21 protein-coding genes are annotated in these 22,541 nt (G+C 65.7%); 16 read left to right on the top strand and 5 right to left on the bottom strand.

Annotation, left to right across the window (positions count from 1 at the left end):
- The first annotated feature begins 34 nt into the window (after positions 1–34).
- The 10 genes from AC07O4_RS21375 to AC07O4_RS21330 are packed head-to-tail and all read left to right on the top strand — an operon-like array spanning position 35 to position 11,180.
- A complete protein-coding gene (locus AC07O4_RS21375) occupies positions 35–1,789 on the top strand; it encodes an FAD-dependent oxidoreductase (protein ID WP_095746778.1) in 1,755 nt (584 codons plus the stop codon).
- A 34-nt stretch (positions 1,790–1,823) separates the two neighbouring features.
- Positions 1,824–2,600 carry an SDR family NAD(P)-dependent oxidoreductase gene (locus tag AC07O4_RS21370; protein WP_095746777.1) on the top strand — a complete coding sequence of 259 codons (777 nt, stop codon included), beginning with the start codon at positions 1,824–1,826 and terminating at the stop codon, positions 2,598–2,600.
- 60 nt (positions 2,601–2,660) lie between these two features.
- Complete coding sequence (locus AC07O4_RS21365) at positions 2,661–3,860, top strand: ABC transporter substrate-binding protein (RefSeq protein WP_062469728.1); 1,200 nt, start codon at positions 2,661–2,663, stop codon at positions 3,858–3,860.
- 55 nt (positions 3,861–3,915) lie between these two features.
- Positions 3,916–4,839: a branched-chain amino acid ABC transporter permease gene (locus tag AC07O4_RS21360; RefSeq protein WP_062469725.1), complete on the top strand. Its 924-nt coding sequence runs from the start codon at positions 3,916–3,918 to the stop codon at positions 4,837–4,839.
- A complete protein-coding gene (locus AC07O4_RS21355; protein ID WP_495305592.1) occupies positions 4,836–6,617 on the top strand; it encodes a branched-chain amino acid ABC transporter ATP-binding protein/permease in 1,782 nt (593 codons plus the stop codon). The genes AC07O4_RS21360 and AC07O4_RS21355 overlap by 4 nt, the downstream gene beginning before the upstream one ends.
- Positions 6,618–6,637: 20 nt before the next feature.
- Positions 6,638–7,348, top strand: a complete 711-nt coding sequence (locus AC07O4_RS21350; protein ID WP_095746774.1) for an ABC transporter ATP-binding protein — start codon at positions 6,638–6,640, stop codon at positions 7,346–7,348.
- 28 nt (positions 7,349–7,376) lie between these two features.
- Positions 7,377–8,345 (top strand): MBL fold metallo-hydrolase, encoded by a 969-nt coding sequence (locus AC07O4_RS21345; protein WP_095746773.1) that lies wholly within the window; start codon positions 7,377–7,379, stop codon positions 8,343–8,345.
- A gap of 1 nt (position 8,346) precedes the next feature.
- A complete protein-coding gene (locus tag AC07O4_RS21340; RefSeq protein WP_495305591.1) occupies positions 8,347–9,270 on the top strand; it encodes a DMT family transporter in 924 nt (307 codons plus the stop codon).
- A 9-nt stretch (positions 9,271–9,279) separates the two neighbouring features.
- The gene (locus AC07O4_RS21335) at positions 9,280–10,464 is read left to right on the top strand and encodes an NADH:flavin oxidoreductase/NADH oxidase (protein WP_495305590.1); all 1,185 of its coding nucleotides are present in this window, start codon (positions 9,280–9,282) and stop codon (positions 10,462–10,464) included.
- A complete protein-coding gene (locus AC07O4_RS21330) occupies positions 10,461–11,180 on the top strand; it encodes an EthD domain-containing protein (RefSeq protein ID WP_369645189.1) in 720 nt (239 codons plus the stop codon). Before AC07O4_RS21335 ends, AC07O4_RS21330 begins: the two co-directional genes overlap by 4 nt.
- Here AC07O4_RS21330 and AC07O4_RS21325 read toward each other — a convergent pair.
- Positions 11,143–11,544, bottom strand: coding sequence for a hypothetical protein (locus AC07O4_RS21325; protein ID WP_070062744.1), 402 nt, complete (start codon positions 11,542–11,544; stop codon positions 11,143–11,145). The genes AC07O4_RS21330 and AC07O4_RS21325 overlap by 38 nt on opposite strands.
- Positions 11,545–11,731: 187 nt before the next feature.
- On the opposite strand from AC07O4_RS21325, the gene AC07O4_RS21320 reads away from it, so the two are divergent.
- A complete protein-coding gene (locus AC07O4_RS21320; RefSeq protein ID WP_495305589.1) occupies positions 11,732–12,268 on the top strand; it encodes a hypothetical protein in 537 nt (178 codons plus the stop codon).
- A gap of 69 nt (positions 12,269–12,337) precedes the next feature.
- A complete protein-coding gene (locus AC07O4_RS21315) occupies positions 12,338–12,721 on the top strand; it encodes a hypothetical protein (protein ID WP_307696962.1) in 384 nt (127 codons plus the stop codon).
- Positions 12,722–12,968: 247 nt separating this feature from the next.
- Here the strand turns inward: AC07O4_RS21315 and AC07O4_RS21310 are convergent, their stop codons facing one another.
- The 4 genes from AC07O4_RS21310 to AC07O4_RS21295 all read right to left on the bottom strand — a co-directional run bounded on the left by AC07O4_RS21310 (position 12,969) and on the right by AC07O4_RS21295 (position 14,449).
- Positions 12,969–13,367 (bottom strand): hypothetical protein, encoded by a 399-nt coding sequence (locus AC07O4_RS21310; protein WP_495305588.1) that lies wholly within the window; start codon positions 13,365–13,367, stop codon positions 12,969–12,971.
- A gap of 47 nt (positions 13,368–13,414) precedes the next feature.
- Positions 13,415–13,714, bottom strand: a complete 300-nt coding sequence (locus tag AC07O4_RS21305; protein WP_495305587.1) for a hypothetical protein — start codon at positions 13,712–13,714, stop codon at positions 13,415–13,417.
- Positions 13,715–14,030: 316 nt separating this feature from the next.
- Positions 14,031–14,324, bottom strand: coding sequence for a hypothetical protein (locus AC07O4_RS21300; protein ID WP_495305586.1), 294 nt, complete (start codon positions 14,322–14,324; stop codon positions 14,031–14,033).
- Positions 14,321–14,449 (bottom strand): hypothetical protein, encoded by a 129-nt coding sequence (locus AC07O4_RS21295; protein ID WP_495305585.1) that lies wholly within the window; start codon positions 14,447–14,449, stop codon positions 14,321–14,323. The genes AC07O4_RS21300 and AC07O4_RS21295 overlap by 4 nt, the downstream gene beginning before the upstream one ends.
- Before the next feature lie 755 nt (positions 14,450–15,204).
- On the opposite strand from AC07O4_RS21295, the gene AC07O4_RS21290 reads away from it, so the two are divergent.
- From AC07O4_RS21290 to AC07O4_RS21275, 4 genes are read left to right on the top strand one after another with little or no spacing between them, the layout of a single operon-like run.
- Positions 15,205–16,692 (top strand): ATP-binding protein, encoded by a 1,488-nt coding sequence (locus AC07O4_RS21290; protein ID WP_495305584.1) that lies wholly within the window; start codon positions 15,205–15,207, stop codon positions 16,690–16,692.
- Positions 16,685–19,459: a Z1 domain-containing protein gene (locus tag AC07O4_RS21285; RefSeq protein WP_495305583.1), complete on the top strand. Its 2,775-nt coding sequence runs from the start codon at positions 16,685–16,687 to the stop codon at positions 19,457–19,459. The genes AC07O4_RS21290 and AC07O4_RS21285 overlap by 8 nt, the downstream gene beginning before the upstream one ends.
- Entirely contained in the window at positions 19,452–20,417 is a 966-nt protein-coding gene (locus tag AC07O4_RS21280; protein WP_495305582.1) for a PD-(D/E)XK motif protein, read from the top strand. Before AC07O4_RS21285 ends, AC07O4_RS21280 begins: the two co-directional genes overlap by 8 nt.
- A complete protein-coding gene (locus tag AC07O4_RS21275) occupies positions 20,410–22,473 on the top strand; it encodes an AIPR family protein (protein ID WP_495305581.1) in 2,064 nt (687 codons plus the stop codon). The genes AC07O4_RS21280 and AC07O4_RS21275 overlap by 8 nt, the downstream gene beginning before the upstream one ends.
- Positions 22,474–22,541 lie beyond the last annotated feature (68 nt).

Below are 22,541 nucleotides of genomic sequence, written 5' to 3'. Positions count from 1 at the left end.
CGTACACACAACACGAGAGCGAACAGAGGCAGAGATGGAACAGAACACGTGGGAATGCGATGTCCTCGTCGTCGGCAGCGGCGCATCGGGCATGGCCACCGCCGTCACGGCGGCGTCGCAGGGTTTGAAGGTGCTGGTGGTCGAGAAGGAGCCGCGCTTCGGTGGCACCACCGCGCGCTCGGGCGGCTGGCTGTGGATTCCGGGCACGCGCCTGGCCACGGAGCAGGGCATCCATGAGCCGCCCGGCGCGGCGCTCGACTACATGAAGCACGAGACCACGACGCACTTCGATGCCGCGCGCGTGGGCGCCTTCCTCGACATGGGCCCCAAGGCCATCGACTTCTTCACGCGCAACACCTGCGTGCAGTTCGACATGCCAGCCGTCTTCCCCGACTACCACGCCGAAGCGCCTGGCGGCCAGCCCGGCGGCCGTTCGATGGTCACGCGCCCGTTCGACGGCCGCGAGCTCGGTGCGCGCATCAAGCACCTGGCGCCGCCGCTGCCCGAACTCACGGTGTTCGGGATGATGTTGGGCTCGGGCCCCGAGATCAAACACTTCATGCGGGCCTTCAAGTCGCCGACCTCGTTCTGGTACGTGACCAAGCGCCTGACCCGGCACTTCCTGGACGTGGTGCGCCACGGCCGCGGCATGACGCTGACCAACGGCAATGCGCTGGCCGGCCGCCTGGCCAAGGCCGCGATGGACCTGGACATTCCCGTGTGGCTTTCGTCGCCCGTGAAGAAGCTCGTGGTCGAGTACGACGGCGTCTCGGGCGCCGTGGTGCAGCACGAAGGCAAGACGGTGCGCATCACCGCCAAACGTGGCGTGGTGCTGGCCTGCGGCGGCTTCCCTTACGACGTGGAGCGCCGCAAGCAACTGTTTCCGCACGCACCGACCGGCAAGGAGCACTACTCGCCGTCGCCTTCCACGAACACCGGCGACGGCCTGCGCCTGGCCGAGGCCGTGGGCGGCCGCGTCGACGGCACCATCCCGCATGCCGCGGCCTGGGTGCCGGCCTCGGTCACCACGCGCCCCGACGGCAGCAAGGGCGTCATGCCGCACTTCATCGACCGCGCCAAGCCCGGCGTGATCGCGGTCACGCCCAAGGGCAAGCGCTTCGCCAACGAAGGCAACTCGTACCACGACTTCGTACAGGCGATGGTCAAGGCCTGCGAGGGCGAGCCCGAGGTCACGGCCTGGCTGCTGTGCGACCACAAGGCGCTGCGCGACTACGGCCTGGGCTGCGTCGCGCCTGCGCCGCTGCCCATCGGCCGCCACCTGAAGACCGGCTACCTCAAGCGCGGCGCGAGCATCGGCGAACTGGCGAAAGAAATCGGCATCGCCCCCGCCGCGCTCGAAGCCACCGTGCAGGAGTTCAACCAGGGCGCGCGCACCGGCGACGATCCCGCCTTCGGCAAGGGCAGCAAGGCCTACAACCGCTACCAGGGCGACGCCAACGTCACGCCCAACCCCTGCGTCGCACCGCTGGAAAACGGCCCGTACTACGCGATCAAGCTGGTCATCGGCGACATCGGCACCTTCGCCGGCCTCGTCACCGACGAGAAGACCCGCGTGCTCGACGCCGACCGCCAGCCGATCAAGGGCCTGTACGCCGTCGGCAACGACGCGGCCAGCGTGATGGGCGGCAACTACCCCGGCGCGGGCATCACGCTCGGCCCGGCGCTCACCTTCGGCTATGTCGCGGGCCTGCAGGTCGCGCAGGCCGAAGTGGCCGTGCCCCTGCACGTCGAACAGCGCGAAGCCGTGGCCGTGCCGCGCGGCGCCTGATCCCCGTTCCGATAGTCAACCCAAGGAGCCGACCATGCCCTTTCCTCCTCACGTCGCACCGCGCCTGCTCGAAGGCCGCCTCGCGCTGATCACCGGCGCCGGCCAGGGCAACGGCCGCGCGCTCGCGCTCGGCCTGGCCCAGGCGGGCGCGCGCGTCGTCGTCACCGACATGAACGAAGCCACCGTGGCCGAGACCGCGCAACTGGTGCGCGCCGAAGGCGGCGAGGCTTGGTCGTTCGTGCTCGACGTCACCGCGCCCGAGGCCTGCCAGGCGCTGGCCGCGCGCGTGGCGCAAGAGGTCGGCAACGTCGACCTGCTGGTGAACAACGCCGGCATCATCATCCGCGAGACCACCAGCAGCCCGAACGCCGCGGCCAACTGGAAGAAGACCATCGACGTGAACGTGCACGGCACCTTCAACACCACGCTGGCCTTCATCCCCGTGCTCAAGCAGACGAAGGGCTCGATCATCAACATCGCCTCCATCGCCGCCTACGCGGGGCAGGCCGCGAGCCTGGGCTACTCGCCCTCGAAGGGCGCCATCAAGATGCTCACGCAGTCGCTGGCGCAGGAGCTCGCACCGGCCGGCGTGCGCGTGAACGCACTCGCACCCGGCGTGATCGAGACGCCCATGACCGCCGCCACGCGCGAGAACCCGCAGCGCCTCGAGTCGTTCATGACGCGCATCCCGCTGGGCCGCGTCGGCCAGACCGAAGACCTGGTGGGCCCGGTGATCTTCCTGGCCAGCGACATGTCGCGCTACGTCACCGGCATCACGTTGCCGGTGGACGGCGGCTTCCTCGCCGTCTGAGCCACGCCTCTTCCTTTTCGATTTCCCGTTCCCCGTCCGTCAACCCTTAGGAGACAAAGAATGAAAACGATCCGTCTGTACAAGACCCTGCTCGCGACCGCCGCCTTCGCTGCGTTCTCGGCAGGCGCCTACGCGCAAGACATCAAGCTCGGCTACAACGGCGACCTCTCGGCGTCGCCTTCGGCGCAGAGCGGCCAGGCCGCGGTGCTGGGCATGGAAGCGGCCATTGCCGACCTGAACGCCGCCGGCGGCGCGCTCGGACGGAAGTTCACGCTGGTCACGCGCGACGACGTCTCGGCGCCGCCGAAGTCGATCCAGAACATGAGCGACCTGGTCGACAACGAGAAGGTCGTCGCCGTGTTTGGCCCGACCAACTCGGGCAACGCCATGGCCTGGAAGCACATCGCCAACCAGAAGAAGATCCCCGTGCTGGGCAACGTGGGCTCGGGCACCGACATCACCAAGCCCATGAGCGCCGGCGCCGACAACTACATGTTCCGCGTCTCGATGGTCGACCGCGAACAGGTCGCCGCGCTCATGGCCTACGTGAAGCGCAACACGGCCGGCTCCAAGGTCGTGGGTCTCATGGCCGAGACCACCGGCTACGGCCAGGGCGGCCTGAAGGACATGGAAGAAATCGCCAAGCTGCAGGACATCAAGATCGCGGCCACCGAGCGCTTCGGCGTCGGCGACACCGACATGACCTCGCAGCTCTCCAAGATGAAGGCCGCCAACGTCGACACCGTGGTGGTGTGGGCGCAGGGCACGCCCATCGCGCAGCTGGTGCGCAGCATGGAGAAGATCAACTACTTCCCGCTGACGCTCACCTCGTGGGCGGCCGACAACATCACCTTCTACGACGCGGCCGGCAAGGCGCTGGCCGAGAAGCCGATCTTCATGCGCACCGTGAGCGAGACGCGCACGCCCGTGCAGCAGAAGCTGTTCGACCGCATCGGCAGCAAGCTGAAGGCACCGGGCTCGTTCTCGTTCGCGCTGCACGGCTACGACTCGGTGCTGCTGCTGGCCCAGGCCATGAAGCAGGCCAACAGCACCGACGGCGCCGCCGTGCGTGCCGCGCTCGAAGACCTGAAGACGCCGGTGCAGGGCGTGCTCAAGACCTACGAGAAGCCCTTCAGCAAGACCAACCACGAAGCCCTGACGGCCAAGGACCTGGTCTGGATCCGCTGGAAGGACGGCAAGCTGCTGCCCTACAGCGACGCGCTGATCGGTGCGCTCAAGCCGGCCGACTTCAAGCAATAAACGTCTGAGACAAAGGAGCGGGGCGCAGCCTCGTTCCGCAACGGAGATACACACCATGGTTGAAGCGCTCCTGCAGGCGCTCATCAGCGGGCTCGCCGTCGGCGGTGCCTATGCGCTGGTGGCCCTCGGATTCAGCATCACGTTCACGACGACCAAGACGCTGAACTTCTCGCACGGCGAGTTCGTCTCGGCCGGCGCGTTCATCGGCATGAGCGCGCTGTTCCTCGTGCTGGGCAAGCCGCTCAGCTCCACCACCTTCGGCGATGCCGTGCCCGGCGCGGGCGCGCAGCTGTTTGCGTTGGTCGCCGCGCTCGGCGTGATGGGCCTGCTGGGCTGGCTGCTCTACGTGCTCGGCGTGCGCCCGTTCGCGGGCCGCCCCGGCATGGCCTGGGTCATGAGCACGCTGGGTTTCGGCGTGATCCTGCAGAGCGTGGGCCTGGCCATCTGGGGCCCGAAGCCCGTGGTGGTGCCCGCGCCCGTGGGCGACACCGTGATCCGCATGTTCGGTGTGGGCGTGCGCCCGCAGGAACTGCTCACGCTGGGCGTGGCCGTGGTCGTGATGATCGGCTTCGACCGCGTGATGAACCGCACCATGATCGGCAAGGCCATGCGCGCCGTGGCGCAGAACGGCAACGTGGCGAGCCTCATGGGCATCAACACCAACGCCATGATGATCGGCGCCTTCGTCGTCAGCTCGGCGCTGGCGGGGCTGTCGGGCTTTCTGCTCGCGCCCATCGCGCAGGCCTCGCTCTTCATGGGGCTGACCGTGGGGCTCAAGGGCTTCTCGGGCGCCATGATCGGCGGGCTGAGCAATCCGCGCGGCTGCGTCATCGGCGGCTTTTTGCTGGGCGTGCTCGAGTCGATGGTGAACCTCTGGCAGGCGCAGTGGCGCGAGGTCGCGGTGTTCGCGCTCGTGATCCTGGTGCTGGCCTTCCGGCCCACGGGCCTGTTCGGCCGCTCGACGGTGGAGAAGGTATGAAGCGCCTTGCCCATCCCGCCGCCGTGGTGCTGGTGGCGGCCGTGCTGTGCGGCCTGGTCTCGCTCTCCGGCAACGACTACTACCTGCGCATCGCCTTCATGATGTGCGTCTACTACCTGTGCGCGGCCGGCATGAACGTGCTGGTCGGCTATGCAGGCCAGAAATCGCTGGGCCAGGCCGGTCTGTTCGCGGCCGGCGCCTACGCGGTCGCGCTCATCACCTCGCGCACCGAGCTGAGCCCGTGGCTCGCGCTGGTGATCGCGGCCGTGGTCTCGGGCGTGTGCGGCGTGCTCATCGCGCTGCCCTCGCTGCGCGTGAAGGGCCCGTACCTTGCGATGGTCACGCTGGCCTTCGGCATCGTGGTCGAGAAGCTCGTGGGCGAATGGACCGACGTGTTCGGCGGCGCGCAGGGCATCTACGGCATCCGCCCGCTGACCTGGAACGGCCAGCCCCTGAGCAGCGTGCAATGGGTGATCCTGGGCATCGTGCTCAGCGCCGCGCTGCACCTGCTGCTGCGCAACCTGCTGCAGGGCCGCTTCGGCCGCGCGCTGCTGTCGCTGCAGGCGGACGAGATCGCCTCGTCGTCGGTGGGCGTGCGCGTGTACCGCGCCAAGGTCATGGCCTTCGTGGTCGCGGCCGTCACCTGCGGCATCGCGGGCGCGCTCGTGGCGCAGCAGAACCAGTACATCAACTCCGACTTCATCACCTTCCACCTGTCGATCTTCATCCTGCTCTTGGTGCTGTTCGGCGGCGCGGGCTCGATGTACGGCCCCATCGTGGGCGCGGTGCTGCTCACGGCGACCGACGCGCTGCTCGCGCGCTGGCCCTCGGCGCAGCACTTCCTGTACGGCTTCCTGCTGCTGTTCGCGCTGTACGTGATGCCGGGCGGCGTGGTGGGCCTGTTCAACAAGTGGTTCCTCAAGTCGCGCCACCGCGGCGAAGGGGCGGCCGGCAACGGCATGCCGGGCCAGATCGGTCCCGGCGGCGAAGGCGAGCTGCTGGTGGTGCAGGGCGTGACCAAGTCGTACGGCGGCGTGAAGCCCGCCCAGGACGTGTCGTTCCGCCTGCAGCGCGGCCACATCCATGCGCTCATCGGCCCGAACGGCGCGGGCAAGAGCACCATGATCAACATGCTCACCGGCGTGGTCGAACCCGACGCGGGCGTGATCCGCTTCCTGGGCCGCAACATCGTGGGCCAGCCGGCGCACACCATCTGCTGCCTGGGCATGGGCCGCACCTTCCAGAACCTGCGCCTGTTCGCCGACCTCTCGGTGCTCGACAACGTGATGCTCGGACGGCACAGCCGCATGAGCAACGGCTTCCTGTCGTCGCTCGTGGCCTGGCCCACGGCCGGCAAGCAGGAGCGCGCCACGCGCGAGCGCGCGCTGCAGCTGCTCGACCTCGTGGGCCTGGGTCACCTGGCGCACTGGCCCGCCGGAAGCCTGCCCTACGGCCTGCAGCGCCGCGTGGAACTGGCGCGCGCGCTGGCCACCGAGCCGCAGCTGCTGCTGCTCGACGAGCCCGCCGCCGGCCTCAACCCGCAGGAAACCGCCGAGCTCGGCGAACTGCTGGTGCGCATCGGAAAGTGCGGCGTGTCCATCCTGATGGTGGAGCACCACATGGACCTGGTGATGTCGATCTCCGACCACGTGATCGTGCTCGACTACGGCGTGAAGATCGCCGAAGGCAAGCCCGCCGAGGTGCAGTCGAACCCGCGCGTGGTCGAGGCCTACCTGGGCGTGGACGACGAAGAAGACATGGCCGCCGTGCCCGCCTGAGCCAGAGGACCGAAACCATCATGTTGAAAATCGAATCGGTGAAGGTCTCGTACGGCGCCATCGAGGCCGTCAAGGGCGTGAGCCTGGAAGTGCGCGCGGGCGAGGTCGTCACCATCATCGGCGCCAACGGCGCCGGCAAGAGCACGCTGCTCAAGAGCATCGTCGGGCTGGAGCCCGTGGCCGAAGGCCGCGTGCTCATCGACGGCAAGGACTGCACGCACGTGCCCGCGCACCAGCGCGTGGGCCTGGGCGTGGCGCTGTCGCCCGAGGGGCGCGGCGTGTTCCCCGACCAGACCGTGCGCGAGAACCTGATGCTCGGCGCCTACTCGCGCCGCAACGACAAGGCCTTCGTGGAGCGCGCCATCGAACGCGAGTTCGCGCGCTTTCCGCGCCTGAAGGAACGCGCGCATCAACTGTCCGGCACGCTGTCGGGCGGCGAGCAGCAGATGCTCGCGATTGCCCGCGCGCTCATGAGCGAGCCGCGCCTGCTGCTGCTCGACGAGCCCTCGCTGGGCCTGGCGCCGCTCATCATCAAGGACATCTTCGACGCCATCCGCCAGCTGCGCAGCTCGGGTCTCACGATCCTGCTGGTGGAACAGATGGCCAAGCAGGCGCTGGGCGTGGCCGACCGGGCCTACGTGCTCGAAACCGGCTGCATCACGCTCGAAGGCTCCGGCCGCGAGTTGCTCGACAACCCCAAGGTGAAGTCCGCCTATCTCGGCACGCACTGACTTTCCCTCTCACTTCAAAGGACCACTCATGACCACCAAGAAATTCGCCAGCCAGGCCGACCTCGAAGAAAAGAAGGTCTCGTTCACCCGCCTCTCGGAGAACGCCTACGCCTACACCGCCGAGGGCGATCCCAACACCGGCGTCTTCATCGGCGACGAGGCCGTGATGGTGGTCGACACCCAGGCCACGCCCGCGATGGCGCAGGACGTGATCCGCCGCATTCGCGAAGTCACGCCGCTGCCTATCAAGTACGTGCTGCTGAGCCACTACCACGCGGTGCGCGTGCTGGGCGCGTCGGCGTACTTCAAGGAAGGCGCCGAGCAGATCCTGGCCAGCCGCGACACCTACGACCTGATCGTCGAGCGCGGCGAGCAGGACAAGGCCAGCGAGATCGGCCGCTTCCCGCGCCTGTTCCGCAACGTCGAGTCGGTGCCGGCCGGCCTCACCTGGCCCACCATGACCTTCGACGGCACCATGAGCGTGTGGCTGGGCAAGAAGCTCGAAGTGAAGATCGCGCAAGTGGGCCGGGGCCACACCAAGGGCGACACCATCGCCTACCTCGAAGACCAGAAGATCTGCTTCGCGGGCGACCTCGTCGAATACCAGAGCACCGCCTACGCCGGCGATTGCTACTTCCGCGACTGGCCCACCACGCTCGATCGCCTGGCCGGCTTCGGTTTCGAAAAGCTGGTGCCCGGCCGTGGTGCCGCTCTGGAAAACGCCGCCGACGTGCGCAAGGCGATTGCCTCCACGCGCGCCTTCATCTCCGACGTCTACACGCTGGTGAACAACGGCGTGGCCGAAGGCAAGTCGCTCAATGTGATCTACAAGGAAACCGTGGCCGCGCTGCGCCCGACCTACGGCCACTGGGTGATCTTCGACCACTGCATGCCCTTCGACGTGACGCGTGCCTACGACGAAGCCACCGGCCATGTGCATCCGCGCATCTGGACCGCGGAGCGCGACATCGAAATGTGGAACGCGCTCGAAAGCTGAGGTGAACCAACCCGCGCCTTCGCACGGCGCCACGCCCGCGTCCGTGCAGGGCTGGATGCTGCTCGCGATGCTGGTGTGGGGCGTGAACGTCTCGGCCGTGAAGGCGCTCACCGGCTCCTTCGAGACGCTGCCGCTGGCGGCATTGCGCATGGGCGTGGCGTGCATCGCGCTCAGCGCCATCGTGCTGTGGCGGCGCGGCGGCGTGCCCCGGCTCACGGCGCGGCAGCTCGCGGTGATGGCGGGCTGCGCCTTTCTCATGGTCTACGGCAACCAGATCCTGTTCGCGCAGGGGCTGCTGCGTTCCACCGCCACCAACGGCGCGCTCATCATGGCGCTGAGCCCGCTGGTGTCGGCGCTGATGGCCGCGCTGGTCTTCGGCGAGCGCTTCACGGCGCGCCGCATGGTGGGCGTCGCGCTGGGCTTCGCGGGCGTGGCGGCGGTGGTGCTGAGTCACCCGGGCGCGGGGCTGTCGAGCGCCGGCGTCGGCGACCTGATGCTCGCGCTGTCGGTGGTGAGCTTCGCGGTCGGCGGCGTGGGCGTGCAGCGGCTGGCGCGGCAGATCGATCCGCTGTCGATCAGCTGGGTCATCTACCTCATCGGCACGTTCATGCTCGTGGTGCACACGCTGCTCGGGCCGTCGCGGCTCACCGCGGCGCAGCTCTTTCCCGGCCTGTGGCCGTGGGCGCTGGTGCTGTTCTCTGGCATCGCAGCCACCGCCGCGGGCAACCTCATCTGGAACCGTGCGATCTCCGTCATCGGCGTGGCGCGCACGGCCGTCTTTCTCTACTGGGTGCCGGTGTTCGGCGTGCTGTTCGCGGCGCTGCTGCTGGGCGAGGTGCTCACGTGGTGGCACCTGTTCGGCTTTGCCGCGGTGATGAGCGGCACCTGGCTCGGCACGCGGCCCGTGGCTGCGCCGGCTCCTTGATTTCTTCACATGCCTGATTCTTCTCTTCCCCTGCTGTTCCAGCCCTTGCAGCTGCGCGAGCTCACGCTGGCCAACCGCATCGTCATCTCGCCCATGTGCCAGCACGCCGCCGAGCGCGGGCATGCCACACCGTGGCACCTGGTGCACCTGGGCAAGTTCGCGCTCGGCGGCGCGGGCCTGATCCTCACCGAGAGCACCGCCGTCGATCCGCGCGGGCGCATCGGCACCGCCGACCTCGGCCTGTGGAACGACAGCCAGATCGCACCGCTGAAGGCCGTGGTCGACTTCGTCCATGCGCAAGGCAGTGCCATCGGCGTGCAGCTGGCGCACGCGGGCCGCAAGGCCGGCAGCGAGCCGCTGTGGGAGGGCGGGGCGGCCATCGACCCGGCGCGCATGGCGGCCGACGACGAACCCTGGGAGCGCCTGGGCCCCAGCGCGCTTGCGGCCGGCCCCGGCTGGTCGGCCCCGCGTGCGCTCGATGCACAGGACATGGCCGAGGTCGTGCAACGTTTCGTCGATGCCACCGTGCGCGCCGACCAGGCCGGCTTCGACGTGGTCGAGCTGCACTTCGGCCACGGCTACCTGGTGGCGAGCTTCCTGTCGCCCAACGCCAACCACCGCGACGACGCGCTCGGCGGCAGCCGCGAGAACCGCATGTCGCTCGCACTGGAAATCGCGCAGCGCGTGCGCGCCGCATGGCCCGCCGGCAAGCCGCTGTTCTGTCGCCTCTCGGCCGTGGACGGCACGCTCGACGGCTGGAACCTCGACGACTCGGTGGTGCTCGCGCGCGAGCTGAAGCGCTGCGGCGTCGACGTGATCGACTGCTCGTCGGGCGGCCTCACCGAAGAGACGCGCGCGCTGCCCGTGCCGCGCGGCCTGGGCTTCCAGGTGCCGTTCTCTGAGCGCATCCGGCGCGAGGCCGACGTGGTCACGCAGGCCGTCGGGATGATCGTCGACGCGCAACAGGCCGAGGCCGTGCTCGCCGCGGGGCAGGCCGACCTCGTCGCGCTCGGCCGCGAAGCCCTGTTCGACCCTTACTGGCCGCACCACGCGGCCGCCGCGCTCGGCGCCGATCCGCAGTACCAACGCTGGCCCGTGCGCCACGGCGTTTGGCTCGCCAAGCGTGCGCCCGGCCTGGCGCGTGCGCGCGCCGAGGCGCAGAACGCGCCACCCCACAAGGAGACCGACCGATGACCGAACCCACGACGACGACCCTGCGCATGGGCCTGATCCGCAAGCAGCCCGGCTGGACCGACGAGGCCTTCAGCCGCCACTGGCGCGAACGTCACGGCCCGCTTGTCGCGCGGCTGCCCACGCTGCGCGCCTACCGCCAGAACCGCGTGACCGACCGGCTGCAGCGCGGCATCGACTTCGCGCGCGGACCGTGGGACTTCGATGGTTTTTCGCAGCTGCAGTTCGACGCCGCAGCGCAGGCCGATGCGGCCTTCAACACCGGCGAGCTGGCGGCAGAGATCCGCGCCGACGAGCGCCACTTCCTGGGTGGGCTGCACATCGTGACGGTCGAGCAGACCGAGGTCATCGCGCCGCCGTCGCCCGCATCGTCGGCGGGGCCGGCGATGCTCAAGCGCATCTCGACCCTGCGCCGCCCGGTCGCGCAGTCGGAAGAAGACTTCCGCCGCGAATGGAAGGTGCACGCCGACCACGTGCGCCGCATGCCCGGCGTGGCCGGCTACCGCCAGAACGTGGTGGTCGCGCGCGAGTTCGAGAAGGGCACGCCCTGCGGCTACGCCGAGCTGCCGATCGACGGCATCGTGGAACTGTGGTTCGAGAACACCGACACGCTGAACGCCGCCTTTGCCTCGCCCGAAGGCCAGCGCACCATGGCGCACGCCAAGACCTTCCTGGCGGAGATCACGGCCTTTGTGGTGGAGGAGTTTCGGGTGGTGTGAAGGCCGACGCGAGCCCGTAGTGCACCGAGGTGCTCAGGGCCGGGATCACCGGGTGGTGGGAGACGGGGTGCGATGCGCGCGCGGGCACCGTGCCGATGGGCGCGATCTCGCGGGGCCGCTGCACCGGCGGAGCTTCCGGTTCGTCGCTGCGCCCGGGCGGCTCGGGCAGGAACACCCCGCGCCGCAGCGACCAGATGCAGGCGCCGAGGCGCAGCAGCTTTTCGACCTTCACGTCATGCGCCGGATCGTCCGGCGACTCCTGCGCGATCAGCTCGCCCAGCTGCGTGAGTGCATCGGCGGGCGTCATGCCGCGCCCGATCCGTGCCACTTCCACCATGGCCGCCAAGGCCTCGGTCTTGTTCATCGCTTGCCCCCTGTTGCTTGTCTCTTGCTACGAAGGACAGCATGCCGTTACGCGGTGCATCCAAAAGTAGTCCGGCGCGCCGTCGGGGCGTCGATTGAAATCTCGTCGCTGCGCGGGGCGGGGCGTACGCGGGGTGCCGCTGCCTTAGCATCGCGCGGCACCACAAGACCAAGGGGAGCGCCGCACCATGTCACCCAGAGCGATTCGCCCGTACGCATTCGCCATTGCCGCCGCTGCATTGCTGAGCGCCTGTGAAACACCGTACCGTTTGCCGGCCGAGCAGGAAAGCCGGGCACAGGTCACTGTCGAGTCGAAGGACGGTGTGGTGATCAACAACCTCAACGCAGAGGGCTGCTACCGCGGGCGCACCGAACTCAAGGGCGCGATGTTCATCCGCGCGGGGGAAGAGGCGCTCATCGAGTACCACGGCCGTGCCGCGTGCCGGATTTCGTTTTCGTTCCTGCCCGAGGAAGGCAAGCGCTACCGGATCGTCGGGCAGTCGTTCCGGAACCTGCGCGAACGCTTCGAGGCGCGCCGCGAGATCGAGAGCAAGCAGGGCATCGCGTACGAAGCCTGCGGGGTGAACCTCTATCGGGAAGAGGAGAACGCGCAACTCGTTCCGATGAAGCCGCAGCGCCGCGTCATCAGCGCGCTGCCGACCTGCGCGAAGTTCATCACGCCGGAGGAGTGGCAGAAGATCCGGGTGCCGCCGCCGTTCAAATAGGTGGGTGACGTCTCCTCCAGGCGGATCGAGCCACTACGATCGGGGCTCAAAAATCTTGGAGGACGAGGAATGTTGAGAGTTGTATTGGCTGCGCTGGCTGCTGGCGCTTTGTCTGCTTGCACGACGGCCCCCACGACCGCGGCGAAGCCGGATACGTTCTGGACCGTGCATCACGGTACCTACAACAAGGCCGAGCAGCCTGAGTTCATGGATTGCGTTTTCGATGGATTCCTGGGCGCGCAGAACACCGCGATCGCCACGCATGTCCGGCAGACCAAGCGGGCTTTCGGGTACCGGGTCGACGTGATCGCGCAGGCGTTTCAGTACATCGTGGCCGACATTCACGACGACGGTACGTACGAACTGCGCCGTTCCAAGTACTCCGACATGCTCCCCTTCAGCAAGGAAGTGGACGCTTCGGCGGCGTGCCTGAAGAAGTTCGCGACCTCTTGAGCGGGCAGGAGTGGGGGGCTTTCGGGCGTCTCGCCTCGACGGTCCATGAGACGGCGCGATGCGGCCTCATGGTGCTTCGACAGGAATCGAAAATAAGCCAGTAACCCTCATGGTTGTTGGATTCTTTGGGTTCCTGAAAAAAAGATACCAACAAAGATACCAACAAAAATCACGGTTGCCGTCTTGGAGTAACGGTGATGCGCTAGGTGCAGCGGGTTTAACTAGGCATCGCCGTTTTCATCAAGGACTATCGGTCAGGAAACTCACTCAAGAAGTCGGCGGCGAAATTGTATGCATCGGCTCGAGCACCTTCAAAGCGAAAGCATCGCTCGCGCCAAGGAGGAAACCCGCCTTGCGGGTTAGGACTCACCTGCCTCCGATAGCGACGCCAATCGACTTGAGTCACCGGGCGATCGTCCAGCAGTATGCCAATAGCCGCAATTTGCCCGCGTCCCACGTCCTCTTCAAAACGCGCCAGCAAAACTCCGTCTCCGGTCCTCATGCGCCTGTCGCGGCATACCTCCGGATCGTATTTTGAGCTTCGAAGCCCAATGGTTGGCAGGATCAACGTTCCCTGCTCCACCATCTGATCCAACTCGAAATCCGAGTTGTAGTTGAAGCGCCAAAAAATGGTCGGTTGAGGCATACGGAGTAGGTTTCTGATCGGAAGGCCATGAAGTGCTGCGCGCCGCCTTAGCCGCGCCGCGAAGTAGCGACAAAGCCGCTACAAACCCACACCAGCAGCTTCCGGGCGGCAAATACAAGGTAGTAGGCCAAGACGGCGCTGAACGTCACCAGCGCGACATGCTTGGTCCAGTCCTCCCAGGTAGGAGCGGACATTGGCCGCACCTCGGGCGCGTTCAGCTGCGCCAAGGGGTCCGGATCTGTGACGTAGTTGGGCTTGGGCGCGGGGTCTACAGCAGCCGAGCGCATCTGCCCTTCGCGCGCGACGATATGAGCAGCGGCGATTCCTGCGGCCTCTGTCAGCGACATGGTCGCCGGTGGCTCGGGGGCATTGAGGCGCGCCAAGAGAACCGGATCTGTGACGTAGGTGGGCTTGGTTGCTGGAGGCACCGCCGATGTTGCAGGCGGCGTGGCTCTCACGACGAAGGGGGCGGAGTCCACGGGGACGAGGCGCGGGCCAGCAGGAACGCTCCCGTTCGCTTCCCAGGGAAAGAGCCTTTCGGTCGGCTGCGGACGCCGCTCCCACCCGACGGTGAGAACCAAGACCACCGCCGTCCACTGAAACACGAGAAATAGTCGTCGCACGCCCTCACTCAAGTTCATTGCGAGTTACTCGGTCGACAAGTTACATGTGCAGGGTCAACACGCGACGCCCGTCGCAGCACACGTCGACAGGGCCACGCTCTATGACGCCGTGCTGCCGCAGTTCCGTGAGAATGCGCGAGACACTGACATCCAGCGCGTCGATTTCCACGCGCGCCACGGAGCCGCACGGAGGGCTGACGGGGGAGACGGTGATTCGCTGTTTCGTTCGCAGGTTGGCGCCAACGTGGTCGCCAAGTTGCACCATGCGGGACTCTAGACGCGTCACGCGCTCTCGAATCTCTTTGGCGATGCTCTCGATAGTCTCGGGTGTCATTGCATCTCCCATTCAGTGTCGCATGACCGGTCTTGGATTTCGTCCAGCTTGCCATTCACCTGCTCAGCCGCATCCAGCACGGCACCGACACGCGCAAGAGAAATAATTGCAAGAACTGAAGCCACTCATGCCTCTTTCGGGATGACCGCCTTTCGGTTGGGTGGATCGAAAGGCTATAGCAACAACGGCGCGGGCGCGAGGGGCATTTGTCATGTCTTAGTTCGGTTGCGGATTGCGCAGCGCGATGCCTACGATGCATGCGTAGGGGCACTCTGGCTCCGACCGTCTCGGGTCAGCTCCTGCAGCATCACGAGGCGCTCCCGCCAACTTGACCACCGAATCCGACTCGGCGGTCAACCGCCGCCGATAGCTGCGCCCCACCCCACATACACATGCCCTAGAGCACCAAGCTGCTGAAGTTCTAGCGGCTACCGCAGACGCACGAGTCGGGCGAGCAACTGTTCGCCACAGACGGACGGATCGCCTTGGCGAGCAAACTCAGGTCCGGGCACTGCACCTCGTTCGACTGCGCAGGCTCGTCGCGCGCAGAGTTCTGCCGCCAGCGCGCGGGTCGCAGTGGTATGTCATGGTGCTGTCAGCACTGCCGTAGTGTGGGTTCGTGTGCATTCGTCCGCGAACAAGAAGCCCCTCACCGCGTACATGGCGTAGTGGAACCGCCACATAGGGGCTTCCGCTTCGCACGAAAGGCATACGTTCGGATACATTTTGGAGTACATGTTCCCCTCGGGGTGCCAAGCGCCAATCGACGGCCCTGCGCGACGATGCAGCGGGCCGAGGAGACGCATAGAAGTGATGGCTCGGAGGCGTGACATCCCTGTCGAGGAGTCTGCTCGCACGGATGCCGAAACAAGGAGAGGTTTTGCGAATCACCAACGCGCCGAATGCGGCTTCGCTGATGACGACGGCGCGCAGCTTCGGCAACTACGACCTCGCAGCCGCGCTCGCGGATATCGTGGACAACAGTATCCAAGCGGGCGCCGCGAACGTGTGGGTCGGCTTCGATCCGGTCGACGACGACGTCACGGTCCGAATACGGGACGATGGACGTGGGATGTCATATACGGATCTTGTTGCGGCGCTGCGACCTGCGAGCAGGAACCCAGACGAACAGCGCGACATTAGCGACTTGGGCCGCTTCGGCTGGGGACTGAAGTCGGCATCGCTTTCCCAGGCCCGCGTGCTGACCGTCGTGTCGTGGCAGGGCGAAGAGGTCAACGCAGGCCGGTGGGATATTGATGACTTGGACGGCTGGAGCATGCACGTTTTCCGAGGTCCGGAGGCCAAGGCGCTCCTAGGAAGCCTTCGTGCTTCCGACAGCGGAACCGAGGTGATATGGACACGCTGCGACAGGCTCTACGACATCGGGCTCAATGCGACCATCGATGAGAGGCTGAACGACAAGATATCGCAGGCGAGGAAGCAGCTGGCCCTGGTCTTTCACCGCTACCTCGCGGGCGATGGAGGCAGCAGGCTCGCAATCACGGTCCAGGGCATTCCCCTCGAGCCAGCCGACCCCTTCCTCAGTTCTCATCCTGCGACACAGTCTCTCGATGAGGAGGTCCTACCGGTGAGGGGCAGCGAGAGCATCCGGGTGAGACCGTACGTGATTCCCCACTTTTCCAAGCTGACCGTCGAACAGCGTAACCTCCTCGGCGGCCCGGAAGGCTTGGTGCGCAACCAGGGGTTCTACGTGTACCGGAACAGGAGACTGATCATCCACGGTACTTGGTTCAGGCTGGTCCCGCACGGAGAACTGTCGCAGCTCACGCGCATACGGGTGGACCTTCCGAACACCCTCGATACCGACTGGAAGATCACGCTGGACAAGTCCGATGCCCAGCTGCCGGTCAACCTGCGCAGGCGCCTGCGGGAAGTCGTCCAGAGGTTTTCCAGACGGTCTGTCAGTGTCCACCGGCACAGGGGCGTCGATCTGGAGCCCGGCGAGAAGGCACAGGTCTGGAAGCGCAACGTCCACTCGGGGCGCATCAGGTACCAGATCAACAAGCAGCACCCCGTCATTCGCCAGATGCTTGCGCAGGCAGGCGATCCGTTCGTCGCGCTCGAAGCGCTCAAGATGATCGAAGCCTGCGTGCCGGTGAACAACATTGCGCAGGATGCACATCAGGTCGACGCCGGCCTGGTTCAGACCATCACGGACCCGGTCGAGTTCGATTCGTTGATCCTGGCGTGCTGGATTGCCTACCTAGGCCAGAAGAGCGGCTCGCCGTCCGCGAAGGATTTCCTTGCGTTTGCCAAGCGCACGGAGCCGATTTCTGGACACTGGAAGTACGCGGAGAGTTACATCAAAGAGAAGGTGGAAAAGGAATGGAGTCTGAATCGTGAGTGAAGATCGTTTCAAGGCGATGCTCGTCTACCTGCAGATGACGATCGAGTCCGAACTGCAGGGCAGGACCACCGTGGTCCCGGGCCAGTTGGACAAGGCGGTGTCCGAGCACGGCGGCATGTTCAAACTGTCGACGCTTGAGCACGAACGCGCTGTCAGGCACCTCGAGACGATATTTGGAACTCGTCAGGACGATGGCCATCTCTTGCGCGGGGACTTCGCGGAGTGGTATCCCAAAGAGAAGGCGTCCATCGAGTTCCACTACTGGCGTCGGCTCGAGAAGTACTGGAAGGATCGCTCGATCCTGCCAGTCGACGTGATCCGATCGGTCGACCAGGTGACAGACGAGATCATGGGGTTCTTGGGCAATCCCAAGGATCGCGCCGGCTGGAATCGCCGGCGGGGCCTCGTGATGGGGCATGTCCAGATGGGCAAGACGACCAACTATTCGGCGCTGGTCTCGAAGGCTGCAGATGCAGGCTACAGGATCATCATCATCCTCGCCGGCATCACGAACTCCCTGCGATACCAGACCCAGGTGAGGCTCGACCAGACGTTTGTCGGCAAGTCGTCGATCAGCGACGCCGCGCACTCGAAGATCTACGACGTGGCACGGTCTTTCGCCGGGCAGGAAGGCTACGTGGCACGCCATCCTTTCTGCGGCACCTCGCAACTGTCCGACTTCAACGCCTCCACCGCCAACACGACGGGTGCACACGAGGGGAATTTCGCCGACCCGATCCTTTTCGTGACCAAGAAGAATCCCAAGGTCCTCGAGCGGCTGGCGGACTGGCTCAAGGGTCTGAGACACGATGAGAAGCTGGATGGACCGATGCTGTTGATCGATGACGAGGCGGATAACGCGAGCGTCAACACCAGTACCGACCCGGACCGGGCCACCATCATCAACCAGCGGATCCGCTCGCTGCTGCACACGTGCAAGCAGTCGACCTACGTCGGATACACGGCAACACCGTTCGCCAACATCTTCATCGACCCCGACACCACCGACGACTGGGACCGCGAGGATCTCTTTCCCGCCGATTTCATCAAATCTCTGGATCCGCCGGACAACTACGTGGGCTCGCAACGTCTCTTCGGCGACGAGGGCGACCTCGCATCCTCGTGCGTTCGCGAAATTCCGGCCGACTATGTCGACCTGCTGCCCGTTGCGCACCAAGCCGGATGGAAGGTGTCCGCGCTCCCGGCGAGCCTGATCGACGCAATCCGTGAATATGTCTTGGCACGCGCCCTGCGCATCGCCAAGGGCGACGGAGCCCGGCATTCAGCCATGCTGGTCAACGTGAGCCGCTTCAACGCGGTGCAGTCCCAGGTTCGCGATCTCATCGAGAGCGAACTGACCGACCTGCGCTCAAGCATCGAGACATGGGCAATGGCCAGCTGGGAGAAGTCCCCGGCGCTCCTGCACCTCAAGAGGGTCTGGGACGCCGAATACGCGGACATCGCAGGCATGACTTGGGACGAGATCCGGCCTCACCTGAACCCCTCGATCTCTTCCATCTCGAGCCTCCTGGTGAACATGCGCGGCGGCACCATCGAGTATGAACGGGCGCCTTCGACCGGGTTACACGTGATCGGCATCGGTGGCCTTGCACTCGCCCGCGGGCTCACGCTCGAAGGCCTGCTCGTCTCTTACGTGCTTCGCAACGTCGGCGCCGCCGACACCCTCCTGCAGATGGGGCGGTGGTTCGGATACCGCCCCGGATTCGAGAATCTTTGCCGCATCCATGTCACCCCCGGACTGGTCGGCGACTTCCGAGAGGTCAGCGAGTCTGTAGAGGAGCTGCGTGCCGACTTCCGGCGCATGGCGCTGCTTGGCAAGAAGCCTTTCGAGTTCGGACTCAAGGTCCGCCAGAGCCCGACCGGCATCGCGATCACGGCCAAGAACAAGATGCGCAGCGCCGCGCCGCTCTCGCTTGCTGAGGATTTCAGCACCCGACACCTTCAGGCGTACGCGATCTATTCGACCGACGCGGTCAACCGGGCCAATCGAGCGGCCATCGACACCTTCGTTGCCGGCCTTCCGGCCACCGCTGCCGCGCCGCCGGCAAAGGATCGCAACGCCCTTGTCTGGAGCGGCGTGCCCGTCGCGACCATCCTCAGCCTTCTGCGAACGATGCAGTTGCCGCAGACGGAATTCAACGCGCTCGAAATCGACGGAGCCAGCAGTCTTGTCGGCGCCTACATCGAAGACCGCGCGGCCGGCGAGCTGAAGGACTGGGATGTCGCGATTCCCTTCATCCGGCGCAAGGCCGGATCCGAGAGTCACGTGGTTGCGTTCCCCTATGTCGCGTCCGCCGGGGAAGGCGACCTGCTCTGCAGGTCGCGCGCAAGTGCGGTCGAGGATGGAACCCTCGTCAAGATCTCGGCCAAGAACGCCGTCGCGTTCGGCGTGGACGACCTCAAGCTCGGCGAAGCGGACCGCGAAGCACTGAAGGCCCGCGCCGAAGTCATTCGAATCGACGCGGAAGCAGCTGGCGACGAGGCGCCTTCGGAGGGCACCCGGCTTGCGATGTCGCGCACGAGGCCGCTTCTGCTGGTGCATCTCCTGCAGCTGTCCCCGGCTTCGGGTTCCGGCTTGGAGCTTTCATTTGATCCGACGCAGCCTGTCGTGACCATCAGCATCGTCTTTCCCGAGACATCCATGGCCTGCAGGGCCCGCAAGTACTATGCGTCCCCACGGTTGATCCAGCTGCTTGCAGAGATCCGGGAGCAGGCCGAGGCAGACGAGGACGCCGACGATGAATGAGTTCGAGTCTCGCTGGTCATCGATCGCCGCGTCCGGCCATGCGGCCGGCCGTTACCGCGTGAGTCCGGACCACATCTTGGACTTCTATGTGCAGTACTCGATCGGCGGCGAGCGCGAGCTGGCAATCGAGATCCGCGGCGTTGAAATCGACGAGTTCGAGCTACCTGCTTTCAGGAACATCACGGTCGTGAAGGTTCCTTTGTCCGGCGGAACGCGTGTTGGTCTCACGCTCACGAAAGAAGGCTTGGCGCGTAACTTCTCCGTCATGTGCCACGACCTTGCCGAGCGCACCAAGGCGGCACAGACGCCGCGCGCGGCAGCCGGCATGCTCCTCGCAGCCCTCGACAGTTGGGCCGAACTCTTCAGACGCCGAGAAGGTGACGGACTGACGGAGAACGAGGCGCTAGGGCTGCTGGGCGAACTCGTTGTCGTGGAATCGCTGCTGTTGGAGAGCACGGCCGGTGCAGCGGCGATCGTTGGCGGCTGGCGCGGACCGGAAGGCGATGCGCGGGACATCGGAGTCGGGGCCGCCCGGATTGAAGTGAAGGCCCAGCGCGCGACCAGTGCCAACCGGTTGCGGATCTCGTCGCTCGCGCAGCTCGACGATCGTGGGCAGAGCGTCTTTCTTGTTGCCATACGGCTCTCGCCGGGGGAGTCCGGCCGATCGCTCGCCCAAGTCTGCAGTGCCGTGTGGGGAATGCTCGCGGATCTGCCGGTTGCGCTGCACGCCTTCGAGCGGACCATTACCCTTTCCTGCATGGATCCGGATGCCGCCGTTTCACGTCAGCCTTGGGTCGTCGACGAAAGATTGACTTATGCCGTGAACGACGCGTTCCCGCGGCTCACGCCCGCGAAGGTGGACCCAGGGGTCCTCGCGGTCCAGTACGAGGTGGGAGGCCCCGCAGTGGATCGCTGCCGGGTGGAGTGGTCGGACCTGCTGGAGGCGATCGATGCCTGACCCTGCACAGACGTATGCCGATCTCGCCGGCGAAATAGCCATTGCGAGTACCGCGTCCGGAGAGCTGAAGGTTACCGAATTCTTCAACATCTATGCGCTGCTCGCCGCGGAGAACGCGGACTCACCGGACCTGGACTATTCCCCGGCGCTCAGCGAGAGCGGTCTGGGCTACAGGATCGACGGTTTCGCTCTCGACATTCCAGAGGGTGAGGAGGATCGCTCCGGCGACCTGCATCTCGCGGTCTGTCTCTTCCGTCAAGACCCCGAGTTGCCAGTGATCAACGCCCGTGACGTCGACGCCGCGGTGGCGCAGGCCACACGCTTCCTGCGCGCAGCTCTTTCCGGTAGTGCGGTGGAGCTGATGGAGGAATCGAGTCATGATTACAGGGTGGCGATGCAGATACGCCACGTCCTGCCCAGACTGGCACGCGTCCGGCTGCTGATCTTCACCAACGCCCAGCTGCGAACGAAGCGCAAGGCATTCGAATCGCGCGCGTTCGGGGACCTTGCCGTACACATCAACGTGTTCGACATCGAGAGGTATGCCCGCATCTCCAGCAGCGGGGCGGATCCGGTCGAGATCGATTTCGTCGAGGATTTCGGCGGAGCGGTCCAGTGCCTTCCTGCATCCATGGGCGACACGGGCTTCAGCAGCTACCTGTTCGCGATCCATGCGCCCGTGCTTGCGCAGGTCTTCGCGACATACGGCAACCGTCTGCTCGAACAGAACGTCAGGACCTACCTGCAGGCCAAGACGAGCGTCAATCGCGGCATCCTCAAGACCATCGCCGAGGAGCCGTCAATGTTCTTCGCCTACAACAACGGCCTGACCGGCACCGCCTCATCGGTCCAAACCGATCGGCTTCCCGACGGATCACTCGGGATTGCCCGCATCAAGGACCTGCAGATCGTCAACGGCGGCCAGACGACCGCATCGATCCTCTACGCCCGTGATGGCCAGAAGTCGGACCTCGCGAACGTTCACATTCAAGTCAAGCTGTCGGTTGTGGGAGAAGAAAAGCTCGGCGAGGTCGTTCCGAAGATTTCGGCGTATGCCAACACGCAGAACAAGGTGTCGCTGGCCGATCTCGCTTCCAACAGTCCCATGCAGGTGCAGATTCAGCGACTCTCTCGCGAAGTACCGGCCCCTCAGCTCGAAGGTGCCCTGTATGCGACGAAATGGTTCTACGAGCGCGCCAGGGGCCAGTTCACGAATCTGTTCTCCTACCAGTCGGCCGCCCAGCGCAAGCGGCTCGAGGCAGAGTATCCGAAGAGACAGCTGATCACGAAGACGGAGCTTGCCAAATACGAACTGGCCTTCGAATCGCGACCACATCACGTGTCGGAAGGGGAGCAGAAATGCTTCCAGCGATTCATCGCATCCGCGGCCGAGGCCTATGGCGACGGGCTGGCGATCAACGAGTTCTGGTTCAAGTGTGCGGTGGCCAAGGCCATCATCTTCCGCAGCCTGGACACCGAAGTCGCTCGATCGACCTGGTACCGCGATGCGAAGGGCTTGAAGGCCCAGACGGTCGCCTACACGCTGGCAGCGGCGGCCCATGCATTCAGGTTGGCCGGCATGCAACTCGATTTGATGCGCGTCTGGCGGGATCAGTCGGTGCCCTCGAGACTCCTCGACTGGATGATGGTACTCGCCGAGCGCATCCACCCCATTCTCAGCAACCCGCCCGGGGCGGTACGCAACCCCTCAGAGTTCTGCAAGAAGGAGTTCTGCTGGACCTTGCATGTCCAGCCGAAGATGGACGGTCTGCGACCGGACATCCGGGAGTTTGGCGTGCCGCTGCAGGAGTTCGCGGCAGATGCCGCGTCGGGAAGGAAGGAGTCCAAAAAGAATCGGGAACTCGACTTCGACATCGCGCTTGTCAGCCTGATACCTCGGATTGGCTCAATCCGCGATCTGGCGCGGGGCAAGCAACTGCTCTCCGACAACAGCTCGCGCGCCTTGGACAAGCTGGCTGCGGGACGACTGAATCTGCTGAAGGCAGAGAAGAACGCGCTCAAGCTGCTTCTCGACCGGCTAGAGATCAGCTACTGAGCCCCTGACCCGCACGCGGGTCGCGCAGGGTTCTACCCGGCAACGAATTAGCGCGAACCCTGTGGCCG

The sequence above is a fragment of the Variovorax sp. GW821-FHT09D04 genome, from assembly GCF_059416405.1.
The sequence above is the reverse complement of the archived record's forward strand: the minus strand, read 5'-3'. Positions and strand labels throughout refer to the sequence as shown.